Consider the following 24,482-nt stretch of genomic DNA (forward strand, 5'->3'; position numbering starts at 1 on the left):
ATTATTCATATTTAACTTTTTTTTAAACTTGAACTAGAAAACAACAGACAAAAAATGTTAACTTTTCCTGAACACGAAAACATTATTAAAAAATTTTTTGCGTGTAAAATATATATATATATATATATATGAAAAAGTATGACAAGAGACAATACAGTAATAAAAAAAGCAATAATATATAGCGAAAAAGGAAGCAATGAGGCTAACGAACTGGAAAATAAAATTCAAGCAGAAGTAGGTGGTTATTCCGTTTCTGATAATAGTGATAATGGGAAAACTTATACTATTACAATGCCAATAATTAATGTCAGTAAATATAAGAAAATTTTAGCAAGATTATTTTCCCTTTTTTAAGTAATCATTAATAATTTCATCAATTTTATTTCTTTCAATTTCTATTTTTTCTTCTCATTGTTTTTGTTCTTCTAGTTCAATTTCTATTTCTTTAACAATTTTTTCTTGCTTTGATAAAGGAATGTTTGGAACTTTTATATAATTTCACTTGTCAATTCCAAGTGCTTTGATAGTGGTAATTGTATACTCTCGATTTGCTTGGGCTTGAAAAATGAAACTGTAAAAGTAATAATAATAAAATTGATGGTTGATTTCTTGTTTTGGACTAAGTCTAAGAAAATTTCCGTTTAATATTAAATTTTCTTTATTAATTTCTAAATTATCAGTATTTATCAAGGCTGTTTTTCCAACTGTTCCAATAATTGAAATACACAGTTCACCAGAGATAATCTTATATTTTTTAAGTTTATTATACAGTTCTGCGGACAATCAAGGGATACTGTTCTTATCTATTTCTCAAAAATTTATTTCTTTTGGTCTTAAGTAAAAGTAATCTGTTTCAACATCAGAAAATGTTTCTCCTTTTGGGATTATTCCTCCACCTGACAATTTAAAGATATGGTTAACAAGAGTTCAAATTTTTTTATCTTTTAGTTTTTCTTCGATAATTCATGTTTTTTTATGATGAAAATGAGAGCTTGACCTAATTAAGTTACTTTTAGAAATGTCACAAAAATTCACTTCAAAAAATTTTTCTTTTTTCAAATTTTCAAACTTTTCCAAATTAAAATCAAATTCTCTAGCAAAAGTTTGATTAATTATTTCCTGCGGCTCTTTAATGCTGCTTTTTAAAGTTTTAATTTTCTTTTCAATTGGTTCAATTTCAGCCACAAGTTGGTCTTGAATAAAACTCGGAACATTAGGAGTTTGTATTTTAAGCAAGTCTTTTTGGTTAACTCTCTTATGCGAATTTCCGTTTTTTAACTTGACTAAATTAGACAAAAATTTTTCGGTAGTGAAAAGGTAATAAATAAAATGCGGATTATTATTTGGTGTTATTTCGTATTCTAACAATTCACTGGAGCCGACATATTTATTATGTTCGGTATTCAAAAAAATACCTCCCAGTCAAGGTCGCATTTTAGGAATGATGATGTCTCCCTTAAACAAGATGTTTTTATCTGAACCAATCTCGATGACTTCTTCGCAGTTTATCAAATTATTAAATCTTCTTTCAATATTGTCAATATCCACTAAAATTTCTGGCTCTTTTAATTCTCCTTTTGCTATTTTTTTTGTTTCAACAGGATTTAAAATACTTTTCAGATTAATGCTATTTTTCACTGAAAATATTTTTGCCTCTTGGATATCAAAAAAATATCTATAACCGAAATCTGGTCGGAGAAATTCTTGCTTGCCGATATTTTTAAAGTCGGTTATAAATCATTTCTTTTCCAGTAGCATATTTTTAAAAATTACCTCACTCTAATTTCCTCAAGTGGTCAAGAGCAGTTTCCATAATACCATCTTCATCAGCCAATAAAATTTCGCCTTGGTTATTAGTTCGAAAAAGTTCGTTTGATGTTGTCTTTTCACCTCTTTTAGTTCTCTTATAGCCAATGTTTTCTACCTCGGCTAGAAACATTTGGTAGTTTACCTTTTTAGCAACTTCACTAAATACTCATCAAGTATTTACAAAACCAAAAGTATCTTTGGTGTCGTTATCGTATTTGTTAAGTTCAACAAGCTCTTTTTGGTATTTTTTAATAAACTCTCCAACTGAAAGTTTTTTATCATCTTCTTCTATACAATCTTTAAGCATCCTAACCAAAATGTTCTTTTCTTTTATAGGATTTAATTCTCTAATTGAAGAAAATTGTTTTTTGTTTTTGCCGTGAATGTAAACCATTAGCAGGTTTTCACACTTTGTTTTAAGATCGCTTCATTCTTTGGAGTATTTGCTTCAAAACTTGTCCCATTCTTGTATTTTTTCTTTGGATTTTTTTTGAGCAAATAAAAGACTGGTTTTAGTAGAAGTAAAAGGTTGGAAAGTTAATTGTGGCAAACTAATGATTGCTTTTATATCAAAATATTTGTAAATAAATAATCTTATGTGTTTATTTTCGGCAGTATCAAAAACACTTTCAGGCAAAACTACACCAAGGCGACCATTAGGCTTTAATAATTGATATCATCTTTCAATAAATAAGTTCTCTGAATTTTTTTTATTTCCAAAAATAAATTCTTCTTTTAAGTGTTCTTTTGTTTCGTTAGACAAACTTATGCTAAAAGGAGGATTGCTGACAACTACATCAAAAGACCCATTTATTTCCTTGTTAAAATAGGTTTTTTCTTGTTTATGTCTTTTTAAAAGATTAGCTTCTTCCTTGCCATAATAACTAAAAGGCAAAAGTCCATCTTTAACAAAAATATTAGCCGAGCCATCTCCGTGTAAAATCATGTTTACTTTGGTAGCAGTTCCTAAATTAAAATTAATTTCTATACCATAAATAAATTCCTTTGCCCACTTGTTTTCTTTGTTGTCAGGAAACCATTCTGAATGCTTATTTTTTATATCTTCAGCATCTGAAAGTTTATCTTTAAATTTTACTTTTAGATTTTTAGTGATAAATTTCATGTATTCGATAAGGAAAGTTCCACTGCCAGCAGCAGGGTCTATTAAATAAGGAAGTTGTTGTTTATCGTTTACTTTCTTAATTGCTAATTTGTCTAGTTGTAATCCTCAAAGCAAGAACTTAACTATGTTTGTATGGGTAAAAAATTGTCCTTTGGTTTGTTTAAATCTTTCCCTAACTATTTCTTCAAAAAAATCACCTAGTATGTCTTTGCCTTCAGAATTTTTTCTCCATGAAAAAAAAGAGAATCTTTCCAATTCCGAGACAGCATATTTAAGTTTGGCAAGAGAAAATTTATTTTCATCTACTACAAAACTCTTTTTAAGTTTCTTTTGGTCAGTGATATTTAGTCTTTGTTTTAATGCTCTTTTGTATAGATTATTAATTCTCTCAAAAAGTTGTTCATTGTTTTCGTCTCTCTCTCTCTCTCTCTCTCTCTCTCTCTCTCTCGAATTGTCGCTTTTGAAAGAAAAAGTCTGAAACTCGTATGGTTCTCCACTTTCTCTTTCGCCTTCATCTTGAATTTTGGCTAAAATTATGTTTACTAGTGAAGAAAAAATATCGTTGTCATCTGTTCCGCCTCCACCCCAAAGAACATTATGAAGATTTTTCCTTACTTCATTTAACTGGCTGGGAATGATTCTTTTCTCTAAATCTTTTTCGCCACCTTTAACATATGGTTCTTTTTGAGCTTCTCCATATGCCTTGGGTAGTTTATTAGCAAAGCTTCTTGTTTCTTTTCACGAATCAAATGAAGCAAATTTTTCATAATCAATCAATATACACTCGTCTTTTATTGTATCTTCAATTGTTTCAATAGAATACAAAACTAGGTATTTAACTTTCTTACCTTGACCTTTTTCTTGTGAAGCAAGACTAAAAAGTTGGTTTTTAATGGTTTCTTCTTTATCTTTTCCGTATTCTTCTGGACTTTTTAATTCCATATACAAAAAAACATCTCCATTGTCGCGTTTAACGATTATGTCTATTCTTGGTTTGGCTGTTTTTGGTGTTCCTACATGATATTTCTTTTCTATCTCGATATTTTCTAGCTTATAGCCTAGTTCATTAACAAGTTTAGCAAGAATATAAGCCCTGACCATTTCTTCACCGCCAAACTTGTCTATCTCTCGATGGCTTTGGATTTTTTCTGAATATTTGACTTTTTTTCTTTCAAAGTCATAAATCACAACTGCTTTTTCTCTTTGCTGGCTATTGTCTAAATATTTTTTTAAATTTCTTGTTAATTCTATGTTCATTGCTATTCCTTTTTGCTGAAAATATCAGCAGTTGTCTTCTCATATTCTTTCATAGCTTTTTTGGCTAATTCATTATAAAGTCGGCTTAACAATAAAGAGTTAACTCGTTGATTTTCTTGGGGTTGTAATTCTCCTACATCTAAACCTTTTAACCAATTGAACAGAGCAATTTTCTTTTCATGAGGGGTCTTTGAACTTTTTAGAATTTTGGTTATTTTTTCTGCGTGCTTAAATTCACTTTCTTCTATTCATTCAGGGAAAGTTTCGCCACATTTAGGACATTGCTTTAATTTTTTTTTCACGACTTTTATTTCTGCTTTTATACTTAATTTTTACCTACTAATCAGATGAAATTAGTTAAAAACTAATTTAAAGTTTTTTATTTTTATAAAATAAAAATAATATATGGAATATCTTGCTAAAATCCTAGACAAAAAAAGGACAGAAAATTTTAATTTGTGAAAATATGAATTCTTAAACATTAAGACTGACCAAACAGATTACTTTTACTATGATAAGCAAATAAGTTATAAGCCTAATGCTAATGGCAGATTAGAACTAACAAGAGATAAGCTTTTTAAATCATTTAAGTGAGAATTAATTGACACTGATAGAAAGGGTAGAGGAGAACAATCTTTAACTGATTTTGAAAGGCAGTCAATCAGTAACATTGAAAAAATAGCAAATGACCATCGAAAGAAACAAATTAAATTATCGCTTGACCCTCAACACTTAAAGAGTTTGCGACAAATAGGAATTTCTTACAAAAATCTAGCCACTATTTATCAAAGAAGTGAAAGAACGATTTATCGTTGATTTAATCCTAGTTTAGAACCTTTAAAAAAGCGAGGCAAGAAGCCTAAAATAACTGAAGAAGTAGTTTCTTTGCTTCGTGCTTATATTGACAATGACGACAACCCTAAAACCCAACAAGAGATGGCTGATTATCTTTCCCAACAAATCGGACAAAGAATAAGTCGACAAACTATTGGTCGATGACTAACTAAACTCGGCATAACTCGAAAAAAACTAACCTATTATTATACAGAGTTAGATGAAAAGAAAGCCGAAGCATTTAATGAAGAGATTAAACTTCTGCTACCACAATTTCCTTTTATTGCTTTGGATGAATGTAGTTTTTACCCCAACCTTTGACCAAGGTTCGGATATTCTTTAAAAGGAACTAGAGCAGTTTCTAAACGACCGAGTCATAAGGGAAAACATTACACACTTTTACTTGCTATCAGTAACTTAAAAGAAAAAGGCGTGGTTCATTGAAAATTATTTAAGGAAAGTGTTAATTGAGAAATTTTCTACAACTTTTTGGAGAAGATTAACCCTATCGGAGATAAAAAGAACTATCTTTTAATGGATAATTCCAGTATTCATACTGCTCCCGATAAAAGAGAAGAAGCAAAAGTGCCTAATGTTAGAGAGCAAATGGCAAAGAAAAATATTGAGATAAGGTTTGTTACTACTTATGCTCCAATGCTTAATCCCACTGAACTTTGTTTTAACCTTTTAAGACAACAAACCGAAAAGCAACGACCAAAAAGTTATGAAGAGTTAAAAAATGCTATTGAGAAAGCAATTGAATTATTGAATACCAAAGACTTATCCAAATGCTTCTGGCATTGTGCTAACTACTTTGATGATGACAAAAAAACTAAATTCAAGTTATAACTCTCTTTCTAAATCTTCCACTTGTTTTCTTAGCTGTTCGGCTTGTTGGTTGGCTTGAAAGTAATTATAGGCTCCTCACAAAGCATCAATTATCCCTCATATTCCAAATGCCAAAGAAAGTCAAAAGAGGTATTTAGAGTTAGGGCTTCGCTGATACATGGCTTCAATTTCTTCTTTTAAGAAAATCTTCTCTACTGCCCAGTAAGCTAGGAAAGTACCAAATCTAAACAAACCTCCTCAAATGGAAGATAAAGCACTAGACTTGTTTCTCAAAGTATCTCTTTAGGCTTCGCGGACTTTTATGTAATGGATTATTTGGTGATTATTCATATGAAAGATTTTAAAAATAAGTTATAAATTACTGACATTAATTATTAGCATTGTAATATGGCGAAAAGTTTTCCGAAGCCATTCGGGAACTAAAACCAAAAAATTTAATTGGACTAACTGGCACACCACACGAAAAAACATCGCCTAAGGAAGTTATTTTTCGTTATAGTTTAGGTTATGCTCTCCATGATAAACTAGTAAAACAACCGGTATTAGTTGGTCGTTCCGATAGTTGAGACAATGAAGAAAGCAAATTAAAAGATGCTATTACCTTGTTGGAAAGAAAACAAAAATTATTAGATGATTATACTCGACAACAGCAATTACCTTCCCGTAAGGCTCTAATGTTAATCATTACTAAAAATATCGAACACGCCGAAGAAGTTCAACAAATATTAAAAGATTGTCATTTTCCCCCAGAAAATACATTGAGAGTAGATAGCAGCAGCATCAATGAAGCAATGGCTCAACAACTTCAAAATATCGATGACCCCGCTAATAGCATTCGGATTATTGTTGCGGTGGGAATGCTAAAAGAAGGTTGGGATGTCAAAGGTGTTTATATCATTGTTCCTTTACGGGCTTTCGCTTCTGAGATTTTAACCGAACAAGTTATTGGGCGAGGATTACGACTTCCTTTTGGTCAATATACTCCTGTTAATTTTCTTAATCAGTTAGAAATCATTACCCATGATAAATTTCAAGATTTACTAAATAATCGTGGTGCCTTGGCGAAAAACTTTTTTGGCGAGCAAGCCAGTGAGAATAAACCTCCCTTTGATAATAGTTTACCTAATGATAGAAAAACAGGCGAAAATTTTCCTAGTTCGGGATATCCTATTCCTGATTTACCCGTTAGTGATTTTCAAGAACGACAACAAGCTAGCCAAGAACAATTACCGGAAAGTTTTTCCAATTTTCCCAAGGATGAAAATTTTACCATTACTATTTTAACACAAAAACCAAAGTCAACTAAATTTTCCCTAGAATTTATTTTTAGAAATAATAAACAAAGATTATTTACTGAACTGGGAGAAAGATTTTCGACCCGTGAAAAAGCCCGGAGTTATCTGGAAAGACACGAGATAAAAAGTGATATTGACACTAAGCAAATAAAAATAAACAAAATAACCGAGGAATTAACCAAAGCCAGCCAGCCAGAATTAAGTTCTCAACAGATTGAGGAATTACGAACTGAATTAATTTTAAGCGTTATGGGTAATTGTGTTATTCATGATAACGAAGAAGTAAAATTAGCTAAAGAGTTAATTAATGATTATTTTTTACCAAAAATCCTTAATTGATCAATAATTATGGATTGTCGGGGAATTATTACTACTCTATTAAAAAGAGAAGTCGAAGAAACTGCCCACCAATATAATTTACAGGAAAATAAAGATGATTTAATTTACCAAGTGGTTGATTTTACTTTTAAAGAACATTCCCGCAAAGAAATTGTTGCCTCTGATTATCAGGATAGTTCGCTTCAAAAAAGTTATCAATTTAACAATTCTTTATATCATTATGACAATTTTGATAGTCTTCTAGAGAAGGATTTTGCTGTTTTATTAGACAATAGCCTTGGAATAAAATGATGAATCAGATTACAAAAAGAAAAAGATTTTTTTATTTATTATTGGAATGGAAAAAAATATTATCCAGACTTTTTGGTAGTTGAAAACGGCGATTATTGACTAATTGAAGTAAAAAATGATAACAATACAGAAGAGAAAGTAAAGGCTAAGAAAGAAATGGCTCAGAAGTGAGTAAATAAACTAAATCGCGAACTGATAAAACAGAAAAATAGTAAGAAATGACACTTTTTATATATAACTCCTAAGGATATCAAAAAATCTCATGATAATTGAGGACAATTAAAATTATTAGAAGAGAGAAATTAAACAACAAATTTTTTTTGCTCTTTTACAATGGGGAGATGGAGTTTATATTCTTTATGGAAAAAGCCAAAGACACTATTTTCCGGATTTTTTAGTAATGGATAAAAATGGTATTCACTAGTTAGTAGAAACCAAAGATGACAATAATCCTAATCCGAAATAGAGGAAAAAATCAAGCGCAAAAGAATGAGTAAATGCTTTAAATTTAGAATTAGGAGAAGAGGCGAGAAAAAATGAAAAATGAAGATTTTTGTTTATTACTAAGGGAGACATGATAAAATCACATGAAAACTGAGATATGTTGAAAGAAATATGTCGAATTTAACCGGAAAATAAAAACACTTTATTTTTGTTCAATAAAAAATTTTATTATTAATTAATAATTTATGTTGTGCAGTAAATGTCATAAAAAAATTTCCCAAGACGAGGAAATACAGATCGAAGGTTCAATGATTTGTAAAGAATGCTCTCTGATTGTTGAGGTCATTGCTAAATGCTGTACTACTTGCTTTTGGTCAATTTACAAAGGTGATTTAACCCATGAAGTTTCTAGAAATGTGAGTTTTGGAATTAGTGGTTTTATAAGTTTATCCCAAAAGGAAGATCAATTCAATGCGATTGGCGCTACAATCAGTGATTAAGTGAACTTAAAAGAGAAGAGTAAAAAATAGTATATCATGCCTAAGTACATTCTAAATGATAAATTAGATATTGAACCTCTAATATCCGCTCGTAATTTTCTCAAAAAAGCCCTTCAAGAGGCCAAAACTGAATTAGAAATTGCTGGCACTATTCAAGCCTTTGAGATTTGTTATGAATTAGCCTGAAAAACTTGTCGAAAAATACTTAGTTTACGAGGAACTCATGTTTATACTTCCAAAGAAGTTTTTCGGATAGCCGGTTTAGAGGGTCTAATTCCTAATGCAGAACCTTGATTTGACTATGTTGAAAAAAGAAACATTACCGTTCACGAGTATTATGAGAAAATAATGGAAGAAGTTTATCCTATCTTACCCCAATTCTTAAAAAATCTTGATATACTAATTAAAAATTTGAAAAAACTTTAATATTATGCTTCAATTAGAAAAAAGACACTGGCAAATAATTCGGCAAATACTAAGTAAGCATCCTTATAAATTCTATGCCTATGGTTCAAGAGTAAAAGGTAATGCTTGAAGGTTATCAGATTTAGACCTTTGCTATTATGATAATATTCCTAGTAGTGTTATTTGTGAAATGCGGGAGGAATTTGAGCAATCAAATTTACCTTTTATGGTGGAGTTAGTCAATTGAAAAAACATGCGTCCTGCTTTCCAGAAAGCCATTGAAAAAGATTTAATTTTGATTTCTTCATCTACTTTTCAAAATGCGAAAGAGCCTTCTCTAAATCCAAAAACTATCTAAAACTAAGTAATTAAGTGAAAATATATGACTGTCAAAGAAAAAATTTGATTCATAATATTACTGCAAAAAACCAGAGAGAGAGAGAGAGTAAAACATACTTATATGAACCTAAATGAACAAATCAATAAAATTAAGTTAGCCTTATTTGGTAATGTCTGAATTGTAAGATTAGTAAAGTTATTGCGTTATGTGGGTGGTGGCTTTCTAACATGGTTAATTTGAAAGTCTGAACACATTTTTGGCGAACAAACTCCTCTTAAAGTGTTTAGGAATTATGTTTTTGATTGACGAACCAAAAAAGTTGATGAGTTGTTAACCATGGTTCTAACTTTTTGCTTTGTTTTATTTTTAGTGTTTGTTTACTTTTGGCTTTCAGATTGATTAATAAAATGATTGACAAGAATTGATATTCCTGCTAGTCAACAAGATAAAATTTTTCGGGACAAAACCTATTCAGCAGGCGAAAAAAATAATTATTTGGTGGAAAAAATTAAAAATTTGGAAATAACTAGTTTTCGTGGCTCGAGTTATGTTTTTTTAGAAGGAATGATTTTTTTAAAAAGCCCAAAAAGAAGAAAACAAATTTCTTTTATTATTCATTCTCATAATCAAACTCTCCAAGATTATTTGACTGCCAATAAATTTAAGGATTTTTTACCACATACTGACATCAAATTTAGACAAAAATCTTTCTTTACTTGGCAAAAATTTTTATTTTGTATTCTTTTGCTTGGTAGTGTTGGATTTTTCTTAAACAGATATTGAAAAGGCAAGCAATTTCCTGACACTGCAATAGGGGACATTCTTTCCGGAGAAAATGATGCTCGCAAACGACAAGCCCAAGAGGAAGAAGAAAAAAGAAAATCGGTTGAAGAAAGAAAAAAATACATCGTTGATTCTGAAAGTATTAAAACTACCTGAAATTCTATTGGCGGCTTAAAAAATGCTAAAGAGAGGATAAAAACAAACTTGGCTATGCTTGAACTTAAAAAAAAGATAAAAAATTTTCCTAGTGGTCCTCAGCATATACTTCTCTATGGTCCACCGGGCACTGGTAAGTCTTTATTGGCTCAAGCAGCAGCAAAATATTCAGGCAGTTTTTTTGCTTATGCCGTTGGAGGACAATTTGCTGGTAAAGATAGAAAAGAAAGAGAAGAAAAAATAAATCTATTTCTTAATGGAGTTATCAAAGAAACCAAAGGAGAGCCTTGTATTTTGTTTATTGATGAATTTGATAAAATTAATGACGATGACCCAGAAAATATGGAGAGAGGCACTGAATGAAATACCATTATGGACGGAATTGACAAACAAAAATATCCTGGCCTTACTCTTATTGCCGCCACTAATAAGGCTGAAAAACTGGATTTATCCCTTCTTCGTTCAGAAAGATTTAGTATGAAGTTACTAATTACTTTTCCCGAAAAGGATGAACTTAAAAGTATCATTAAAGCTAATCTAGACTCATTTTATGAAGGTATGAAAGTCTCTGATCCTAGTTTTCTTGGCAATAAAAGTCAAACAGCATTTGTGAACGAATTCACAGAATTTATGTTTAAAGAAATAAGTGAAAATAAAGATTACCAAATGGACCCCAATGAAGTAATTGGCAGTGATTTTGAATATGATGAAAAAACTGGTCGGATGAAAAAAAAGAAAGTATTTGAGGAAGACGAATTTCCTCCTCGTCCGTTATTTGTTGGGGCGGACATTAAAAGAATGATTTATAGCGAAGTTATTGCTATAGTTCAAAAAAGTGGAAGAAAAAGCATTACCAAAGAAGATATGAAAAAAGCCATAAAAATTGTAAATGAGGACAGCAAAGCTCTTGGTTTACAAAGAAAGGAAATGGAAAAATTTCTCAGGGAAATGATACTAATAAAAGGGAAAAATATCAGATTTTGATATTAATTTAAGTTATTTTAGTCTTTTTTTAAAGAAAATAGCAAATCATTAAAAGCTAAATTTTGCCAAGTTTAAAAACTTATTCAGCCTGATTCTTTTACGAAAAAGTGTTGAAAAAACGTAAATTGATTAAATTAACCAAGTTTTTTGCTAAAATTTTAAATAAATGTTTCGTAATTATAATTGTTCTCAACTGACTTTCCAAAAATTAGGCAAAAAAGTAATTTTAAACGGCTGAGTAAGAGGAATTATTAATAAAGGAGGGGTTTTATTTTTTAGTTTACATGATGCTTCGGGCAAAATTCAAGTAATCACAAAGGAAAAAAAAATAATTAAAGTTTTTCAAAAAGAAGTTAATTCTGAGGACTTGCTTAGTATTTGAGGTACAGTACAACAAAAACGACCAAAAAAAAATACTGAGTTATCACAACAACAAAAAGAAATTGAGATAAATTTAGAAAAATACCAAATAATTAACCAAACCAAGCCTTTGCCTTTTGAAATTAAAGATGAAGCAAATATTAATGAAGATAATCGTTTTCGTTATCGTTATTTAGATTTACGACGTAATGTCAGCAAAGGACCTTTAATTATTAGGCACCATTTTCTTCACCAAATTAGAAGTTATTTATACAAGCAAGGATTTATTGAAGTAGAAACCCCGATTTTAGCCCAAAACTCTCCCGAAGGAGCCAAATGCTTTATTGTTCCTTCTCCTTTGGGAAAGCAAAGATATTATACTTTACCTCAATCTCCCCAAATTTTTAAACAGTTATTGATGATGAGTGGTTTTGCTAAACATTACCAAATTGATAAAAGTTTTCGTAATGAAGATGCTCGAAGCAATCGACAAATTGAATTTTCTCAGTTAGATTTAGAAATGAGTTTTACCTCCACCAAAAAGATAATGAACTTGGTAGAAAAGTTTTTAAAATTTATTTTAAGAAAAACTTTCAACCACCAATTAAAAATTCCTTTTTCAGTTTTAACCTATCAACAAGCAATGGAAAAATATGGCACTGATAAACCTGATTTACGTCAAAATCCGAAAAATGAAAAAGAATTAAATTTTTTGTGGATAATTGACTGACCGCTTTTTGAATACAACCAGGAAACCAAAAAATACGAAGCTTTTCGTCATCCTTTTACTGTTCCGCAAAAAAAGTATGTTAAACCTTTATTAGACGGCAAAATTAAGCCAGAAAAAGTAATTTGTGAAGCCTTTGACTTAATTTGCAATGGTGAAGAAGTATTAAGTGGCAGTTTGCGGATTTACCAACGAGAATTACAAGAAAAAATTTTTGCAATTTTGGGCTATAGTGAGCAAAAACAAGAGAAATATTTTGGTTATTTTTTACAAGCGCTAGAATTTGCTGCTCCTCCGCACGGAGGATTTGGTTTAGGAATTGACCGCTTACTAGCGATAATCCTTAATCTCAAAAATTTAAAAGAAGTTATTGCTTTTCCCAAAAATATTGATGGTAGTTGCTCTTTGACTGGTACTCCGAACTATATTGACGAAAAATTATAGCAACACTCTGCTCAAATTAAATGTTAGATTTTTGCTGAAAAGACATATATAACAGAACTCTCAACAAACTTTTTGATTTCTAACCTTCTCTCCTTGGCAACATAAACAAATCTTCTTTTTGCCTTTGCTTTTTAATCTTTTGCGGGTTTTTTTTATTTAAATCAAAATTTACTGATTCTGATACTCGCAATCCTGCTTCACAGTATCTTTTAATGCAAACATATAACTACAAGTTTAAAGTTTTACTGAGCGATAAGTCAAACAAGTTGAACAAATTCAGTGAGGTTTTTTTACTTGCTGACAATTATTGCACTTAATTAAAGTGCTTGTTGCCCTTTTTTGAAAGTTAAGATTGCTAACTGTATGTCTTAGTTTTTTTTTTTTAGAAGAGGTTCGACGAAAAGGAACTGCCATAATACTTATATTTTTACACGTTTTTTAATATATGCACAACAAAAAAGCACATTCCTGAAAGACAAAAATGCAGTGCTAATCAAAAACTTCTGACAATTACAGTTTCATTTCTCATTCATTATAATTAAAATTTTAATAAAATTCTAGGTGGTTCTTTGTTCAATACGAAAAGTCAATACTCCCTGGATGGTTTGATTTAACTGTTGGAACTCGTGTCACCAAACTGCCCTTGTTTTTATAATTTGTTCTTTCATGTCTATTTTGGCTATAGATAAGTGAACTAGAAAAAAGTTCTGATTGATAAAAATAATTATATAGTAATGACAAGATCCAGAAGCACGCCAGTCACTAGAGAGCGACGAAAAAAAATCTTAAAACAAGCCAAGGGTTTTTATGGCTCCAAACATAAACTATTCAAAACAGCCAAAGAGCAATTGATGAATGCTTGAGATGATGCTTATAAAGGGAGGAAACAAAGAAAAAGGTTCTTTCATCGCATATGAATTTTGCGCTTGAATATTTTTTGTCGAGCGAAGGGATTAAAATATTCTTCTTTAATACGTTCACTCAAACTAGCAAAAATTGAATTGAATCCTAAACAATTATCAGAAATGGCTATTCACCAACCAGAATTGCTTAACAAGATATTTACACGCGTATGAGAAGACTTGAATTTAACCATGGTTTTGCTATAAGTATATTTTATGGTATACCAAAAAAATCTATATATAACTCCCCAGTAAACTATAAGAAAACTAAATAAATTCAAAGCAATTCAAACAAACTGTCTCTGAAACTTGGAAACTAGGTCTTTTTGTTTTCCTAAACTCTGCCATTTCGCTATAAGTTAAATCACAGCCTAGAAACTCCCTGTTAGTTTCCTGACAAACCTCTAAAACAATGAAACTACCAGCACAAGGGTCAAGAATTAAGTCTCCTTGGTTGGTGGTGGCAACAATTAAGGCTTTAATTAGTTCTCTTGGTTTTTGATGAGGATGCTTTCTCTGACTAGTGGGCAAACTGTTTTCACTTCACACATTTCCAAAGCTTCTATTTCTAAACAATTTGCTATTAGTAGGCTGCTTTTGGAGTAAAAAAGCAAACTCTGCTTGGCTTCTTAATCAGGAACCCATGCCTAAGGTGTTTTGCTTATATCACACTAGCAAATCAACTATTTTTAACTGAGATGCTTGGAGTAATCAACTTAAAACTCTATCAGTTCCTAAGATGGTTTTGTTTACTCACAACAGACAAAAGCCACTGGTTTTAATACTCGGCTGATTCTGAAAGCAATTGAGTTATTTGGTAGTCAGATTGGAAATGTAAAGGGTAATCTAACTTTAAAACAGTGCTAACTTTCTCGTATTGAGGGTCTAAAAACACTAACTTAGTGCTACTTTCCGGCAAAGAAGTCAATAACTCTAAGGCTTCTCCTGGCTGTTTGGTGTTAAATTGATAATTACTCTCTCTCTCTCTCTCTCTCTCTGGAAATGAAACATATTGATTTTATTTTTAGGAGAAAGTAGTCTGAAAATAAAGGATTTTTTGGTGGTATACTAAAATACTATATTATGGAAAGTAATAGAGACTGAAGAGAAATACATCCTGATTTTAATGAATATTACCAAAATCTTTGAAAAGAACATGGTTTTGATTACCAAACCTCCCAAAAATGAAAAGAAGTTTTAAAAGAAAAATTTGAAGTTAAAGATTTTGCTTTTTATGCTTGACTTAGAGATGAAGAACACTTGATTAGTCAAAAAACTGAACAACAAAATAACGACAGAAGTCTAGAAAGTATTATTGATGATAATATTGCCATTTTTAAAGAAAATGCTTTAAAAGAACATAAACCAAAGATAATCAAAATAAGAAACAGTGATTTCAATGTTGAAGGAAAAAAGGTAATAGGAATTGATTGCAATAGTGATTGTCATTTTGATATCCAAGGAAGTAATATAAAAGTTAAAGCCGATGAAGAAGCAATAGGAATTAGGGTAAGTGGGGGTGTTGTTACAATTAGAAACAACAAAGTAAGCGTTAAAGCAGGACAATCTAATAATGAAAAAAACCAACTAGAGTCAAAAGAAGTTAATCAAACAACCTTTTATAATGATTTATGAATAAATTTATTAAATGACAAGAAATTACTAGAAGAAAATAAACTGGTTCTTGAGCAAATAGCACAAAACAATCAAGTTAATTGAATTAATACTCATCTTTCCTTTACTCCTCAGTTAATCAAAACTTGGCAAAGTTATGGTTTCACTTTTGAGCAGACCAGAGATTGAATTAATATTCATGCTCCTAGTGACCAAGAACAAGCTATTCAGGAACCAGAATTTTATGCTTATTTAAGAGATGAGTGACAATTATCTCCTGAACAAGTATTAAATGATAATAATATTAGATTAGAGGATTTAAGAAAACAATTTAGGGAATACCAACAGAGTCAGCAATTACAGGCTCAAATCATCCAACCCACTTACGGAACCCCTGGCTCTAGCAAAGGAGGAAATAATTAATCATGAACATAAGCACTGAAATAACCCTAATTTGAAACACACACACACACACACACACACACACTAGTAGCATATCTCTCGAAAGGAGGCAACCATGAATAAAAAAGCCTGCGTTAACTGCCAAAAACAATCCTCAATTTGGCACTATATCTACGACCCTGATACTAAAAAAATTGAACTCTCCTTAGCCGACACTGAACCCCAAGGAAACCAACTAGTCTTTTGCAGTAAAGATTGCTATGAAGAAAAATTCTTTCCGGAAAAGAAAAAAGAGCAACATAAACTTTCCCATTGTGCCGTTTGTGATAAGAAATCAGCAGTTTACCACTACATTTGAGACAAACGCACCAAAGTCTTAGAAGAAAGCATGAGTAATGCCACTAATCCTGATCATCAATGAGTATTCTGTACCGAAAAACATTTTAAACAGTGAGAAAGCCAAAGGAAACAAGAAGCCGAAAAAGAATTAAACTTAACTTGAAATAAACTAAACTCAGAAAAAGGAAATTTAGAAGTTCCTAACTTTCCTACTTTAGAAGAATTGCGACAAAAGCAAGAAAAAGAAGAACTAGAGAGTTATATTAAGCAAATCTTACAAGAAATTCAGCAAGTTAAACAGAAAGCCAATGTTTCCTCTAAAACAAGCAATATTGATAACAAAAACGATAAATCTTTCTTTGAAAAGAATAAAGTGCTTGTTATCATAGGAGGAATAGGGATTTTGGCTTTAATTGGAGGCTTAGTTTTTTGGATAGTAAAGTTGAAAAAGGGCAAAGAGAACTAAATTTAAGGCAAAGGTTTCATGACTTGGTTAATTTTCTCTAACAACCCATCTAATCTCTGACCAAATAAACGAGTTTTTCGGGTTAAAAGCTCAAGATAAAGTTCCACATTCCTTAACTGCAACTGTATTCTTTCTTCAGTATTAGCTAATTTTCTTTCTATCAAATCACATCTTTCACATCTAGTCATTATAAGTTTTCTCCTAATTTTTGAAATTCTTTTAATAGTTTCTCTAAAACTTTTTCATTTTCCGTGTTTTCTTTGCTTATTTCTTTCGTTCTCTCAACCAATCTCTTTACCTTTTCTTTAATCCTTTGAAACTCTTCTCTCCTCTGTCTTAATTCTTTCCTTAATTGCTCTATCATAATTAATTAAAAAAATTGGGATCACTAATACTCTTAATCTTGGCTTCCAAAGCTGCTTTGCTATAAGAGCCACTACCTAAGCACTTATTAATTAGAGTAGTCAACTCTTTCGCATTTCAGTAATAAAACTTGGTTCCGGTAGTCATGCTTACTTTCTCGCCACTTTCTCCACCGCTCATTACTTTGGAATTAAAGATATTTAGCCTCATTTCTGGGTGTTGGTTAAATAAACTTCGCACACTTGGTAAAGCCGAACCACTAGGGGTGGTATGTCTGATATTAGTACAACTTGCAATCTCATCATCATCCAAATAATACTCATAAACAGCAGCAAAAGCCTTCTTGTGAACTTCTCCTGCTGCCATCTTCTGCTCTCGGGCTTTGCTGGTAGTTTCACCCAATTTTGCCGAAGCTTCTTTTTCTTCGGCAATTTTGCTTTGCATTTCTTGGTAAGCAGTCTCATCTAAATTAGCTTCTTTTCGTAAGTGTTCGATTTGAGTATCTTTTTCTTGTTTTTCTTTCTCTAATTCTTGCTCTTTAAGCATTAAGTCTCTTTCATTTTTGCGTTTTAATTCCAAGATTTCTCTTTCTAATTGGGCTTTTCTTTCTTGGCATTCTTTTTCAATTCTTTGGCGAGATTCTTGGTCTTCTAAGGCAATTTGGGCTAATTGTTTTTGCATTTCTTCTTCAATTAATCGGGCTCGAGTTGCTAATCTTTCTTGCTCTTGCTGATTTTCTTTTTCTAAGCGGTCAATTTCCGCTCGTTTTCTTTGCTCGGCTAATTCAGCCTCTTTTTGCTTGATAGCCAGGGCTTCTTCAGCCATTTTTTTCTTAGTTTCAATTTGTTCGGCTTGGGAAGTTAAGCGTTTTTCTTCTTGTTCTTTTAATTCTTTTTGACGGGCTTCAAAGGCTTGTTGACGAGCTTTTAGTTCTTGTTCTTCTAACTCTCTTTCCCTTTGGCGACGTTCTTCTTCAGATTTTAATTTTTGTTGTTTAGTGTCTAGGTTTTGCTCACGACGGTTGAATTCAAGGTTATCAAGTTTTTTGCGGGCTTCTTCGCGGGATTGTTTTTTCTTTTGCCTTTCGGTTTCTTCTTGGCTTAGGTTAGAAAATAAGTCATCATAACGAGAACCAGTGGCAGAAGATTGCGATTGCTGAGAAGTTTGTTCTTGCTCAGCATCAGTTTCTTTTCAAGTAGTTTGCGAGGAGCTATAAGACGGTAAGTGAGAAATGCTGGCTTGAATTTTGTCCTCTACATACTTGGCTAAACTAGGTACTAATTCTTCTAAATTTACTTGTTTTTCTTCTATTTCTTGACCTATTTCGCCACGCTTGGCTAACTCTTCACGGTTTTTAGTTCATTGGGCTTGAAGCTTTTCCGCTTGGAAAGTTAGATAATTTTCTCAGATTTCCTGTAATCAGGAGTGTTCCGATAAGAATTGTTTTCAGTCTAGTTGCTCGGCATTAGGAGGATTGTTTTGTTGATACTCCTCAAATTGCTCTTTTAAGTCTTCAAGGATAATGGTTTCATCGTTTAAAACTTGTTCTGGGGCTAACTCAATGTTATCTCTTAAATAAGCATAAAAAGCTGGCTCTTGAATAGCTTGATTTTGGTCAGTAGGAGAATGAATATTTATTCAGTCTTGGCATTGTTCATAAGTGAAGTCATAGCTAATCCATTCTTTTACTAACTTTTGGGTGAAATTGAGGCTGATATTCTTTCATTTTTCTCAGTTAGTATTAATTTCAGGATTAATATTTCCCCACGCAAAGGTTAAAAGGTCAAAAAAATCATACTTTTTGAATGATTTAAAACCATGGGCAGATAAAAGATTGCTGTGGTCTTGGTCGATTGCTCCTAATGATACTCAATTTTTTTCTTGGCTTTCAATTCCTCGGGTAATTTTTCCTTCATCTTGGTAAATAATTCTTTCCCGGTAAATAGGTAGTTCAAGTTCAACTATTTCTTTGGGGTTATTTTGGGCAAATTCTAAAAGGGAAGGTAGTAAACTTTTGCGAACTTCTTGCATTCTTTTCCTAGTCTCTTCTTTTTCGGCTTCTTGTTGTTCTTTAAATAATTTCTTTTGTTCTTTTTCTAAAATTTGCTGTTTTAAGGCTTGATAAGGGTTTTTGATGGTTCCAAATTGGGTGTTTAAATCAGGAAGAATTTGTTGCTGATTAAAGAAACTAAGACTTTCATATTTAAGCTTAAGTGCTTGGATATTTCTAAGTAAGTTGGTTGAATGCTTATACTCTTTGCGTAAAGGAGCTAGAGTTTTCAGGATATTCTCGTTTTGAGCAGAGAGTTTAACTTTTGACTTAGCAAGATTTTGCTTTTCTTCTTCACTAAGTTTAATCTTCTCTAAGCCTATTCTTAGTAAGGTTTGTCGGTGTTCTTCAGTAGTCTTTCAGTTAGAAGCATTAAAGAGAGTTATTCCTAAATTTTCTAGTTTGCTTTGCTGCTCAGTGCTTAGGGAAAGAGCAGTGACAAAGAATCTTAAAGTGTTTTCTTTTTCTTCATGAGTTAAATCAAAGTTTTGTTGTTCAGTAAGGAATTGCTGACGAGTATTAGCCAAAACTTGCTTATCTTCCAGGGATTTTAAGCCCAAGGCTTCTAAGCCGGCATTAAGCAGTTTAAGTTTTTGTTTAGTGGTTAGTTTAGGGAAAGTTTGACGTAATTCTAGTTCATGATTTTTAATTTTTTTATTTTGGAGAGTAATGGCAAGAATTTGCTCTTCGTTTAAATATAGTTTGCTTAAGATTTTACTTTCTTCGTTGGTGAGTTTAATCTCCTCAATAACTTTAAGCAAATTATCCTTTTGGGTGCTAGGAAGAATTGATTTAAACCAAGTTTTTATTCGTTCAAATTCAGTTTGGAAACCAGGAAAGTGTTCTTCTAAACCTTCGGTGTTGATAGCTGCTGAACTAATTGAAGCTTGGTGAATTCCTTCTAAAGTTTGCTGGACTTGGGCTTGTTGCTCGGCTAATTCTTGTGCTACTTGCTCTTGTTCTTGGGCGATTTGTTCTTGTTGTTGGACGTATTCGGCTTGTTGTTTTTCTTCTTTGATGGTTTGGACGGCTTGGAACAGCTCTTGACGAAGTTGAGTGGTTTGTTCTAAGGGTTTATCTTGAATTTTCTCTTCTCAGTTATAAAGTTTAGCGGGAAGTTCTTTTTCCGCAATTTGGTTTTTGGTTAGTTCTTTTTTTATTTCTAGTTGGGCGACTTTCTTTTGAGCAGTTTCTTGCTTTTGATTGATTTGGTGTTTTTTTCACTGAGTATAGCCTCAAATAGCCAGAATTATGGCATTGTATCCAACCATAGCGGGTCATTTATGTTCGGGTTTTTCTACGCAGTTATAAGTTAAGACATTACCCATGATATAGCCTATTATGAGGACATATTTATCTCATAAATCAACATATTGCATTAAAGTGTCTTTGTGATAGTAAGCGATTGCTAAGCAGATGTTTAGGATAACTAAACCAGGCAAGCCATTTCTTTTGTAGACAATGTATTCGAGCAAGAAGATAATTAAATAGAGCATAAACAAAGTCATTTGGTTTTGCGTAGCCGCAGCGGCTTCTTCTAATTCTTTTACTTCTTGCTCAGCTTCGGCTTGTTCTTGAGCTTCTTCCGCTTGTTCGTCCGGAGGTGATTCTTCACTTTCTTTTTGTTCTTCAAGCACTTGCTCTTGGGCTTGACTGATTTGTTGTCATTGTTGTTCTAAGATTTCTTGCTGTAGTTGAGCAGCTTCGGCTTGTTGTTGCTCAATTTCTTCTTGGAGTTCTTGTTTAGATTGAGAGGAAGCAGAAGCTGAGCTTTGTTGCTGGACTTCTTGGATTTCTTTTTGTAGTTCCTCGATTTGTTTTTCTTTTTGAGCAGTTTGTTGCTGTTGCTGATTAAGTTGCTCTTGTTTTTGCTCTAATTGCTTTTGAAGTTTATCTACTTTCTCTTGACTTTCTGCTTGGGCTTGCTTGGTGGCTTTTCTTTGTTTAGCCGTAAAAGCTTCAGCGGCTGCTTCTTTGGCTTTTTCTAGTTTTTTATTTTCTCTGGTCAGGGCTGATTTGAGTTGAGTGACTTCTTTTTGAGAGGTTGCTTGTTGTTTTTGCTGGCGAGTAAGTTGAGCTTTAGTTTTGGCTCGGGCAGTGCGGAGTTCTTTTTCTTTTTGTTCGTTTAGTTGCGTAGGGTCTTGATCCTCGTTTTCAGTATCAGAGGCTTCTGATTGCTCTTGTTCTAGAGGAGTAAGATTTTCGTTTACTTGGGCTTGGATTTCTTTGATTTGGGAGAGAATTTGGCTTTTAGCACTTTCTACTTGCTCTTTAAGAACTTGGTTGGTTTGGTCAGTTTCTGGGGCAGTTTGTTCTTGATTAGTTTGCGAAGGAATGGCAGTTTCTTCTTTTCGGCGGTCGGGGGTAGTTAAAGGAGCTGATTCATGTTCGTTTTTAATGCGAATATCTCAGCCTCATTCTCGTAATTCTTCTTCGGTGTATTCCTGGGCTCAACGAGAGTTAGGATTTAAGGGCATTCCTTCCGGTCGAGGCATTTCTTTAACTTTTCCTTCTTTAACGCCAACTTTTCACTCTCTTTCAGCTGGTTTTTCGGGGATTAGTTTTTTAGTTTCTTGAAGGATGTTTAATTGGGCTAATAGTTTGGTTTCTTCGGCTTTGAGTTGGAGAGATTTTTGGATTTTAGCGAAGGCTAGTTTTTCTTTACTGAAATCAGTTAGTTGTTGGGCTTTTATTAAGTTGTCTAAGCGTTCATTAGCTCGCTGAGCTTCTTGCTTAGCTTCTTTGGTTTCTTGCTTGTTTTTTTGCGTTTGTTCTTCTAAGTTTTTAATTCGCTTGCGTTCTTTTTGGAGGTTTTCGGTAAGTTGATTGACATCACGAGTGGCTTTGCGAGCCATAGATAAAGCTTCTTCGGCTTGTTCTTCAATGTCAAAAATAGTGTTTTCTAGGTTATCCATGCGGCGGTTAGTTTCTTCAGCAATTTCACCCATTTGCTCGGCTACTAAGTCTAGTTTGCGAGTTTGTTGGTGGATAAGTTCAAATTGTTCTTCGACATCGTCAGTTAATTCTTGGAATTCAACGTTTAAGCGTTTTTGGTCGTGGCGAATGTTTTCTACTTCTTCTTCGTATTCTTCTAAGATTTCTTGGGTTTGGTTAATTTTAGTGTTGATTAGATTATTGGCTCGCTCGAATTCGTCGCGAGTTTCTTCTATTTCCATTTGAATTTTAGTTTCTTGGATTTTTAATTGATGAGTGAATTCTTCTTGAGTATTCTCTATTTCTTGGTGGACTTCTTCTAGTTTGCGGTCGGTTTTAGTTTGGTAGCGTTGGAAATCTTCTTTAAGTTCTTCTTGTTCTTCTTTTAAGTTATTTAGTTGAATTTTATTGACTTTGATTTTATCGCGAAGTTCATTATCTATGGCTTCTCTTTCTAATTTTTCTTCTAGGATATCACGGGCATTTTTGGTGATTTTTACTTCAGCGGAATCTACTCTTTCATTAACTTCTTCGAATTGTTGGTTTACTTCGGCTTTGAATTCGGAGTGAGCTTGTTGAAGATTATTAACTGCTGAATCGAGGCGGGAAGTTTGAGTTTTAAGGTCACCAACATCAGATTCAAGGTTGCCTATTTTTTCGCCTTGGGCGGAGAGTTTTCCTTCTAGTTCAGATTTAGCGTTTTTGAGGGCTTCGCCGGCTCGTCGGAAGCCTTCGTCCATTTTTTCGCCTTGTTCATCTACTCTTTTATTAACATCAGCTATTCCTTTTTGGGCTTTGCCTACTTTTAGGGCTAGACTAGAAATAGCTAAATCATTACAAGCATCTTTAACACGGTCTATCAAATGGGAAATACCTCTGAGACCTTTACTAGCCACTTTAAGTAACGATGAAAGAAAGCCACCTATTACGGGAACAGCTTGTGCACCTTTACTTAGATAACTAACCACCCCGGCTGCTATTTTTGCTCCCTCTTCCCATGCACCAAGAAGAGCAGATGGTGTTATGGTTCCAGCTTTAATTCCTTCTATTATTTCATCAAGAAGAATTTCTTTGGCACCTATTTTTCGTAAGCCGGCATTTAGTTTTTCTACAGTTCAACGAGCAGTTTTTTCTGTGAGACCTTGTTTTTTTTCAATTTGTTCTAATTCTATTTCTGTTATAGGTTTTTCGTTGTTATTTGTCATATTGTTTGGTTTGTTTGATTTTGTTTTGTTATTTTAGTGTGTAGCGAATGGGTTGTTTAGTGCTAGTTTCAGGGCTTATTTAGTTAAAAATAGTTATTATGAATGGTGAAGATATAAGCAATTTGAAGCAAGAGAGAGAGAGAGAGAGAGAGAGAGAGAGAGAGAGAGAGAGTATAGGCAAGAAGATGGTTGAACTAATGAAAGTTAGGAAAGAAAGGAAAATTAAAGAGAAAAAAGTAAAGACGAATAAGAAAACAATTTGGAATCTTACCGGAGGAGCAATAGGAACTATCGGAGTTGAACTTATATTTTTCAAATGACTTTTTAGTGATATGTTTGAAGAATATCCAACAGCAAGTAAGTGGTTTAATGGTTTTTTTATAACAATTGGAGTGATTTGTGTGCTAGGTGTTATTCTTTGTATTATTTATCATCCAAAGTTTTGCCGAGAAGCAGAAGAGTTAAGAGCCAAAGAAAAGCAACTAGAACAAGAAATAGAAAGGCAATAAAGGAAAGGGCTAAATAAGGGCAGGGATATAGATTATTTTAATTGTCTTTATCAAATCTACTTTGCCGATAACAATCCATGATACCTAAAATATGTGGTTCATTATCAGCGACACATCAAACTAATCGGTAAGCTTTAACTCCTCAATAAACTCTAAAAGAATAGTAAGTTCAGTAGTAATATCTGCCTTCTGAATCTACTTTTTCTCCATCTAATTTTTGTGCTAATTTTCTAATTAAGTCATCTGTGATTAACTTTTCGGTTAATTTAGGAGTCAATTTAATTCCTCTTTTCCTTAAAGCTTCTAGATATTCTTGGTTATGTTTTTCATAATAAGGACTAACTTCTAGTTTAGTAAACCATCGTTTATTAATTATCGCACTATAGGGATAAGGTCTTAAATTAGTGGGCTTTTGAGGCAATTTCTTTTTGAGCATAAGGAATATTAATTCTTAATTGGCAAGGAACATGTAAGATATTAGCATAATCTGCTAACTCTTCCAAAGCAAACTTATCAATATGAGAATATAAAATTGCTTCGGTTCTAGCAACAGTTAATCCTAGTTGCTTAGCAATATCTTTGGTGGTTAATTCGTTATCTTGCTTGTAGCCAAGGATAGTTTTGCAGAGTTTATACTTCGCTTTCTCTACCGGAGTAGCATTAGAAGCTAAGCCGATATTAGTTCTTCTCTCGCTGCGTGCTATTCTTTTTACTACTCGCTCAAATTCTTCCTTGGGAGGAAAAACAAATCTTTTAGA

General features: G+C 32.5%; 24 protein-coding genes. 12 read left to right on the forward strand and 12 right to left on the reverse strand.

Annotated features, from left to right (window positions below; translation table 4 throughout):
- Window positions 1–138 precede the first annotated feature (138 nt).
- Complete coding sequence (locus GvMRE_RS06665; protein ID WP_147410448.1) at window positions 139–354, forward strand: hypothetical protein; 216 nt, start codon at window positions 139–141, stop codon at window positions 352–354.
- Here GvMRE_RS06665 and GvMRE_RS06670 read toward each other — a convergent pair.
- From GvMRE_RS06670 to GvMRE_RS06680, 3 genes are read right to left on the reverse strand one after another with little or no spacing between them, the layout of a single operon-like run.
- Window positions 337–1,758, reverse strand: coding sequence for a restriction endonuclease subunit S domain-containing protein (locus GvMRE_RS06670; RefSeq protein WP_147410001.1), 1,422 nt, complete (start codon window positions 1,756–1,758; stop codon window positions 337–339). The two genes, GvMRE_RS06665 and GvMRE_RS06670, sit on opposite strands and share 18 nt — an antisense overlap.
- 4 nt (window positions 1,759–1,762) lie before the next feature.
- Window positions 1,763–4,189: a type I restriction-modification system subunit M gene (locus GvMRE_RS06675; protein ID WP_147410002.1), complete on the reverse strand. Its 2,427-nt coding sequence runs from the start codon at window positions 4,187–4,189 to the stop codon at window positions 1,763–1,765.
- Between the two features lie 2 nt (window positions 4,190–4,191).
- Entirely contained in the window at window positions 4,192–4,491 is a 300-nt protein-coding gene (locus tag GvMRE_RS06680) for a hypothetical protein (protein WP_147410003.1), read from the reverse strand.
- 103 nt (window positions 4,492–4,594) lie between these two features.
- Between GvMRE_RS06680 and GvMRE_RS06685 the strand changes: the two genes are divergently transcribed.
- On the forward strand, window positions 4,595–5,872 hold the full coding sequence (locus tag GvMRE_RS06685; RefSeq protein ID WP_147410004.1) for an IS630 family transposase: 1,278 nt from the start codon (window positions 4,595–4,597) through the stop codon (window positions 5,870–5,872).
- Here the strand turns inward: GvMRE_RS06685 and GvMRE_RS06690 are convergent.
- Window positions 5,867–6,145, reverse strand: coding sequence for a hypothetical protein (locus GvMRE_RS06690; protein ID WP_147410005.1), 279 nt, complete (start codon window positions 6,143–6,145; stop codon window positions 5,867–5,869). The two genes, GvMRE_RS06685 and GvMRE_RS06690, sit on opposite strands and share 6 nt — an antisense overlap.
- Window positions 6,146–6,477: 332 nt before the next feature.
- Here GvMRE_RS06690 and GvMRE_RS06695 point away from each other — a divergent pair, with 332 nt between their 5' ends.
- The 6 genes from GvMRE_RS06695 (at window position 6,478) to GvMRE_RS06720 (ending at window position 12,940) form a co-directional block, all read left to right on the forward strand.
- Window positions 6,478–8,103, forward strand: coding sequence for a hypothetical protein (locus GvMRE_RS06695; protein WP_147410449.1), 1,626 nt, complete (start codon window positions 6,478–6,480; stop codon window positions 8,101–8,103).
- A gap of 383 nt (window positions 8,104–8,486) precedes the next feature.
- The gene (locus GvMRE_RS06700; protein ID WP_147410450.1) at window positions 8,487–8,741 is read left to right on the forward strand and encodes a hypothetical protein; all 255 of its coding nucleotides are present in this window, start codon (window positions 8,487–8,489) and stop codon (window positions 8,739–8,741) included.
- A 36-nt stretch (window positions 8,742–8,777) separates the two neighbouring features.
- Entirely contained in the window at window positions 8,778–9,167 is a 390-nt protein-coding gene (locus GvMRE_RS06705) for an HI0074 family nucleotidyltransferase substrate-binding subunit (protein WP_147410451.1), read from the forward strand.
- Between the two features lie 4 nt (window positions 9,168–9,171).
- The gene (locus GvMRE_RS06710; RefSeq protein ID WP_147410452.1) at window positions 9,172–9,504 is read left to right on the forward strand and encodes a nucleotidyltransferase family protein; all 333 of its coding nucleotides are present in this window, start codon (window positions 9,172–9,174) and stop codon (window positions 9,502–9,504) included.
- 24 nt (window positions 9,505–9,528) lie between these two features.
- The gene (locus tag GvMRE_RS06715) at window positions 9,529–11,415 is read left to right on the forward strand and encodes an AAA family ATPase (protein ID WP_147410453.1); all 1,887 of its coding nucleotides are present in this window, start codon (window positions 9,529–9,531) and stop codon (window positions 11,413–11,415) included.
- 160 nt (window positions 11,416–11,575) lie between these two features.
- Complete coding sequence (locus GvMRE_RS06720; RefSeq protein WP_147410454.1) at window positions 11,576–12,940, forward strand: amino acid--tRNA ligase-related protein; 1,365 nt, start codon at window positions 11,576–11,578, stop codon at window positions 12,938–12,940.
- Window positions 12,941–13,174: 234 nt separating this feature from the next.
- Here the strand turns inward: GvMRE_RS06720 and rpmF are convergent, their stop codons facing one another.
- Window positions 13,175–13,354, reverse strand: a complete 180-nt coding sequence (gene rpmF / locus GvMRE_RS06725) for a 50S ribosomal protein L32 (RefSeq protein ID WP_147410455.1) — start codon at window positions 13,352–13,354, stop codon at window positions 13,175–13,177.
- Between the two features lie 320 nt (window positions 13,355–13,674).
- Between rpmF and rplT the strand changes: the two genes are divergently transcribed.
- Window positions 13,675–14,049 (forward strand): 50S ribosomal protein L20, encoded by a 375-nt coding sequence (gene rplT / locus GvMRE_RS06730; RefSeq protein WP_147410456.1) that lies wholly within the window; start codon window positions 13,675–13,677, stop codon window positions 14,047–14,049.
- Between the two features lie 60 nt (window positions 14,050–14,109).
- Here rplT and GvMRE_RS06735 read toward each other — a convergent pair whose 3' ends face one another.
- Window positions 14,110–14,601 (reverse strand): DNA methyltransferase, encoded by a 492-nt coding sequence (locus GvMRE_RS06735; RefSeq protein ID WP_147410457.1) that lies wholly within the window; start codon window positions 14,599–14,601, stop codon window positions 14,110–14,112.
- 19 nt (window positions 14,602–14,620) lie between these two features.
- Window positions 14,621–14,770, reverse strand: a complete 150-nt coding sequence (locus GvMRE_RS13660) for a hypothetical protein (RefSeq protein WP_172575292.1) — start codon at window positions 14,768–14,770, stop codon at window positions 14,621–14,623.
- Between the two features lie 155 nt (window positions 14,771–14,925).
- Here GvMRE_RS13660 and GvMRE_RS06740 point away from each other — a divergent pair, with 155 nt between their 5' ends.
- Both GvMRE_RS06740 and GvMRE_RS06745 read left to right on the forward strand, forming a co-directional pair.
- Window positions 14,926–15,879 (forward strand): hypothetical protein, encoded by a 954-nt coding sequence (locus GvMRE_RS06740; RefSeq protein WP_147410384.1) that lies wholly within the window; start codon window positions 14,926–14,928, stop codon window positions 15,877–15,879.
- 94 nt (window positions 15,880–15,973) lie between these two features.
- A complete protein-coding gene (locus GvMRE_RS06745) occupies window positions 15,974–16,663 on the forward strand; it encodes a hypothetical protein (protein WP_147410385.1) in 690 nt (229 codons plus the stop codon).
- A gap of 2 nt (window positions 16,664–16,665) precedes the next feature.
- Here the strand turns inward: GvMRE_RS06745 and GvMRE_RS06750 are convergent, their stop codons facing one another.
- From GvMRE_RS06750 to GvMRE_RS06755, 3 genes are read right to left on the reverse strand one after another with little or no spacing between them, the layout of a single operon-like run.
- On the reverse strand, window positions 16,666–16,851 hold the full coding sequence (locus GvMRE_RS06750) for a hypothetical protein (protein ID WP_147410386.1): 186 nt from the start codon (window positions 16,849–16,851) through the stop codon (window positions 16,666–16,668).
- Entirely contained in the window at window positions 16,851–17,027 is a 177-nt protein-coding gene (locus GvMRE_RS13665; protein WP_172575293.1) for a hypothetical protein, read from the reverse strand. Before GvMRE_RS13665 ends, GvMRE_RS06750 begins: the two co-directional genes overlap by 1 nt.
- A gap of 2 nt (window positions 17,028–17,029) precedes the next feature.
- Window positions 17,030–23,215 carry an LPP leucine zipper domain-containing protein gene (locus tag GvMRE_RS06755; RefSeq protein ID WP_147410458.1) on the reverse strand — a complete coding sequence of 2,062 codons (6,186 nt, stop codon included), beginning with the start codon at window positions 23,213–23,215 and terminating at the stop codon, window positions 17,030–17,032.
- A 98-nt stretch (window positions 23,216–23,313) separates the two neighbouring features.
- Here GvMRE_RS06755 and GvMRE_RS06760 point away from each other — a divergent pair, with 98 nt between their 5' ends.
- The gene (locus GvMRE_RS06760) at window positions 23,314–23,724 is read left to right on the forward strand and encodes a hypothetical protein (RefSeq protein ID WP_147410459.1); all 411 of its coding nucleotides are present in this window, start codon (window positions 23,314–23,316) and stop codon (window positions 23,722–23,724) included.
- A 37-nt stretch (window positions 23,725–23,761) separates the two neighbouring features.
- Here GvMRE_RS06760 and GvMRE_RS06765 read toward each other — a convergent pair whose 3' ends face one another.
- Complete coding sequence (locus tag GvMRE_RS06765; RefSeq protein ID WP_147410460.1) at window positions 23,762–24,160, reverse strand: hypothetical protein; 399 nt, start codon at window positions 24,158–24,160, stop codon at window positions 23,762–23,764.
- On the reverse strand, window positions 24,126–24,482 hold a 357-nt coding region (locus tag GvMRE_RS13670), incomplete at its 5' end, for a hypothetical protein (protein ID WP_172575300.1). The genes GvMRE_RS13670 and GvMRE_RS06765, both read right to left, overlap by 35 nt.

The organism is endosymbiont GvMRE of Glomus versiforme (assembly GCF_003546845.1).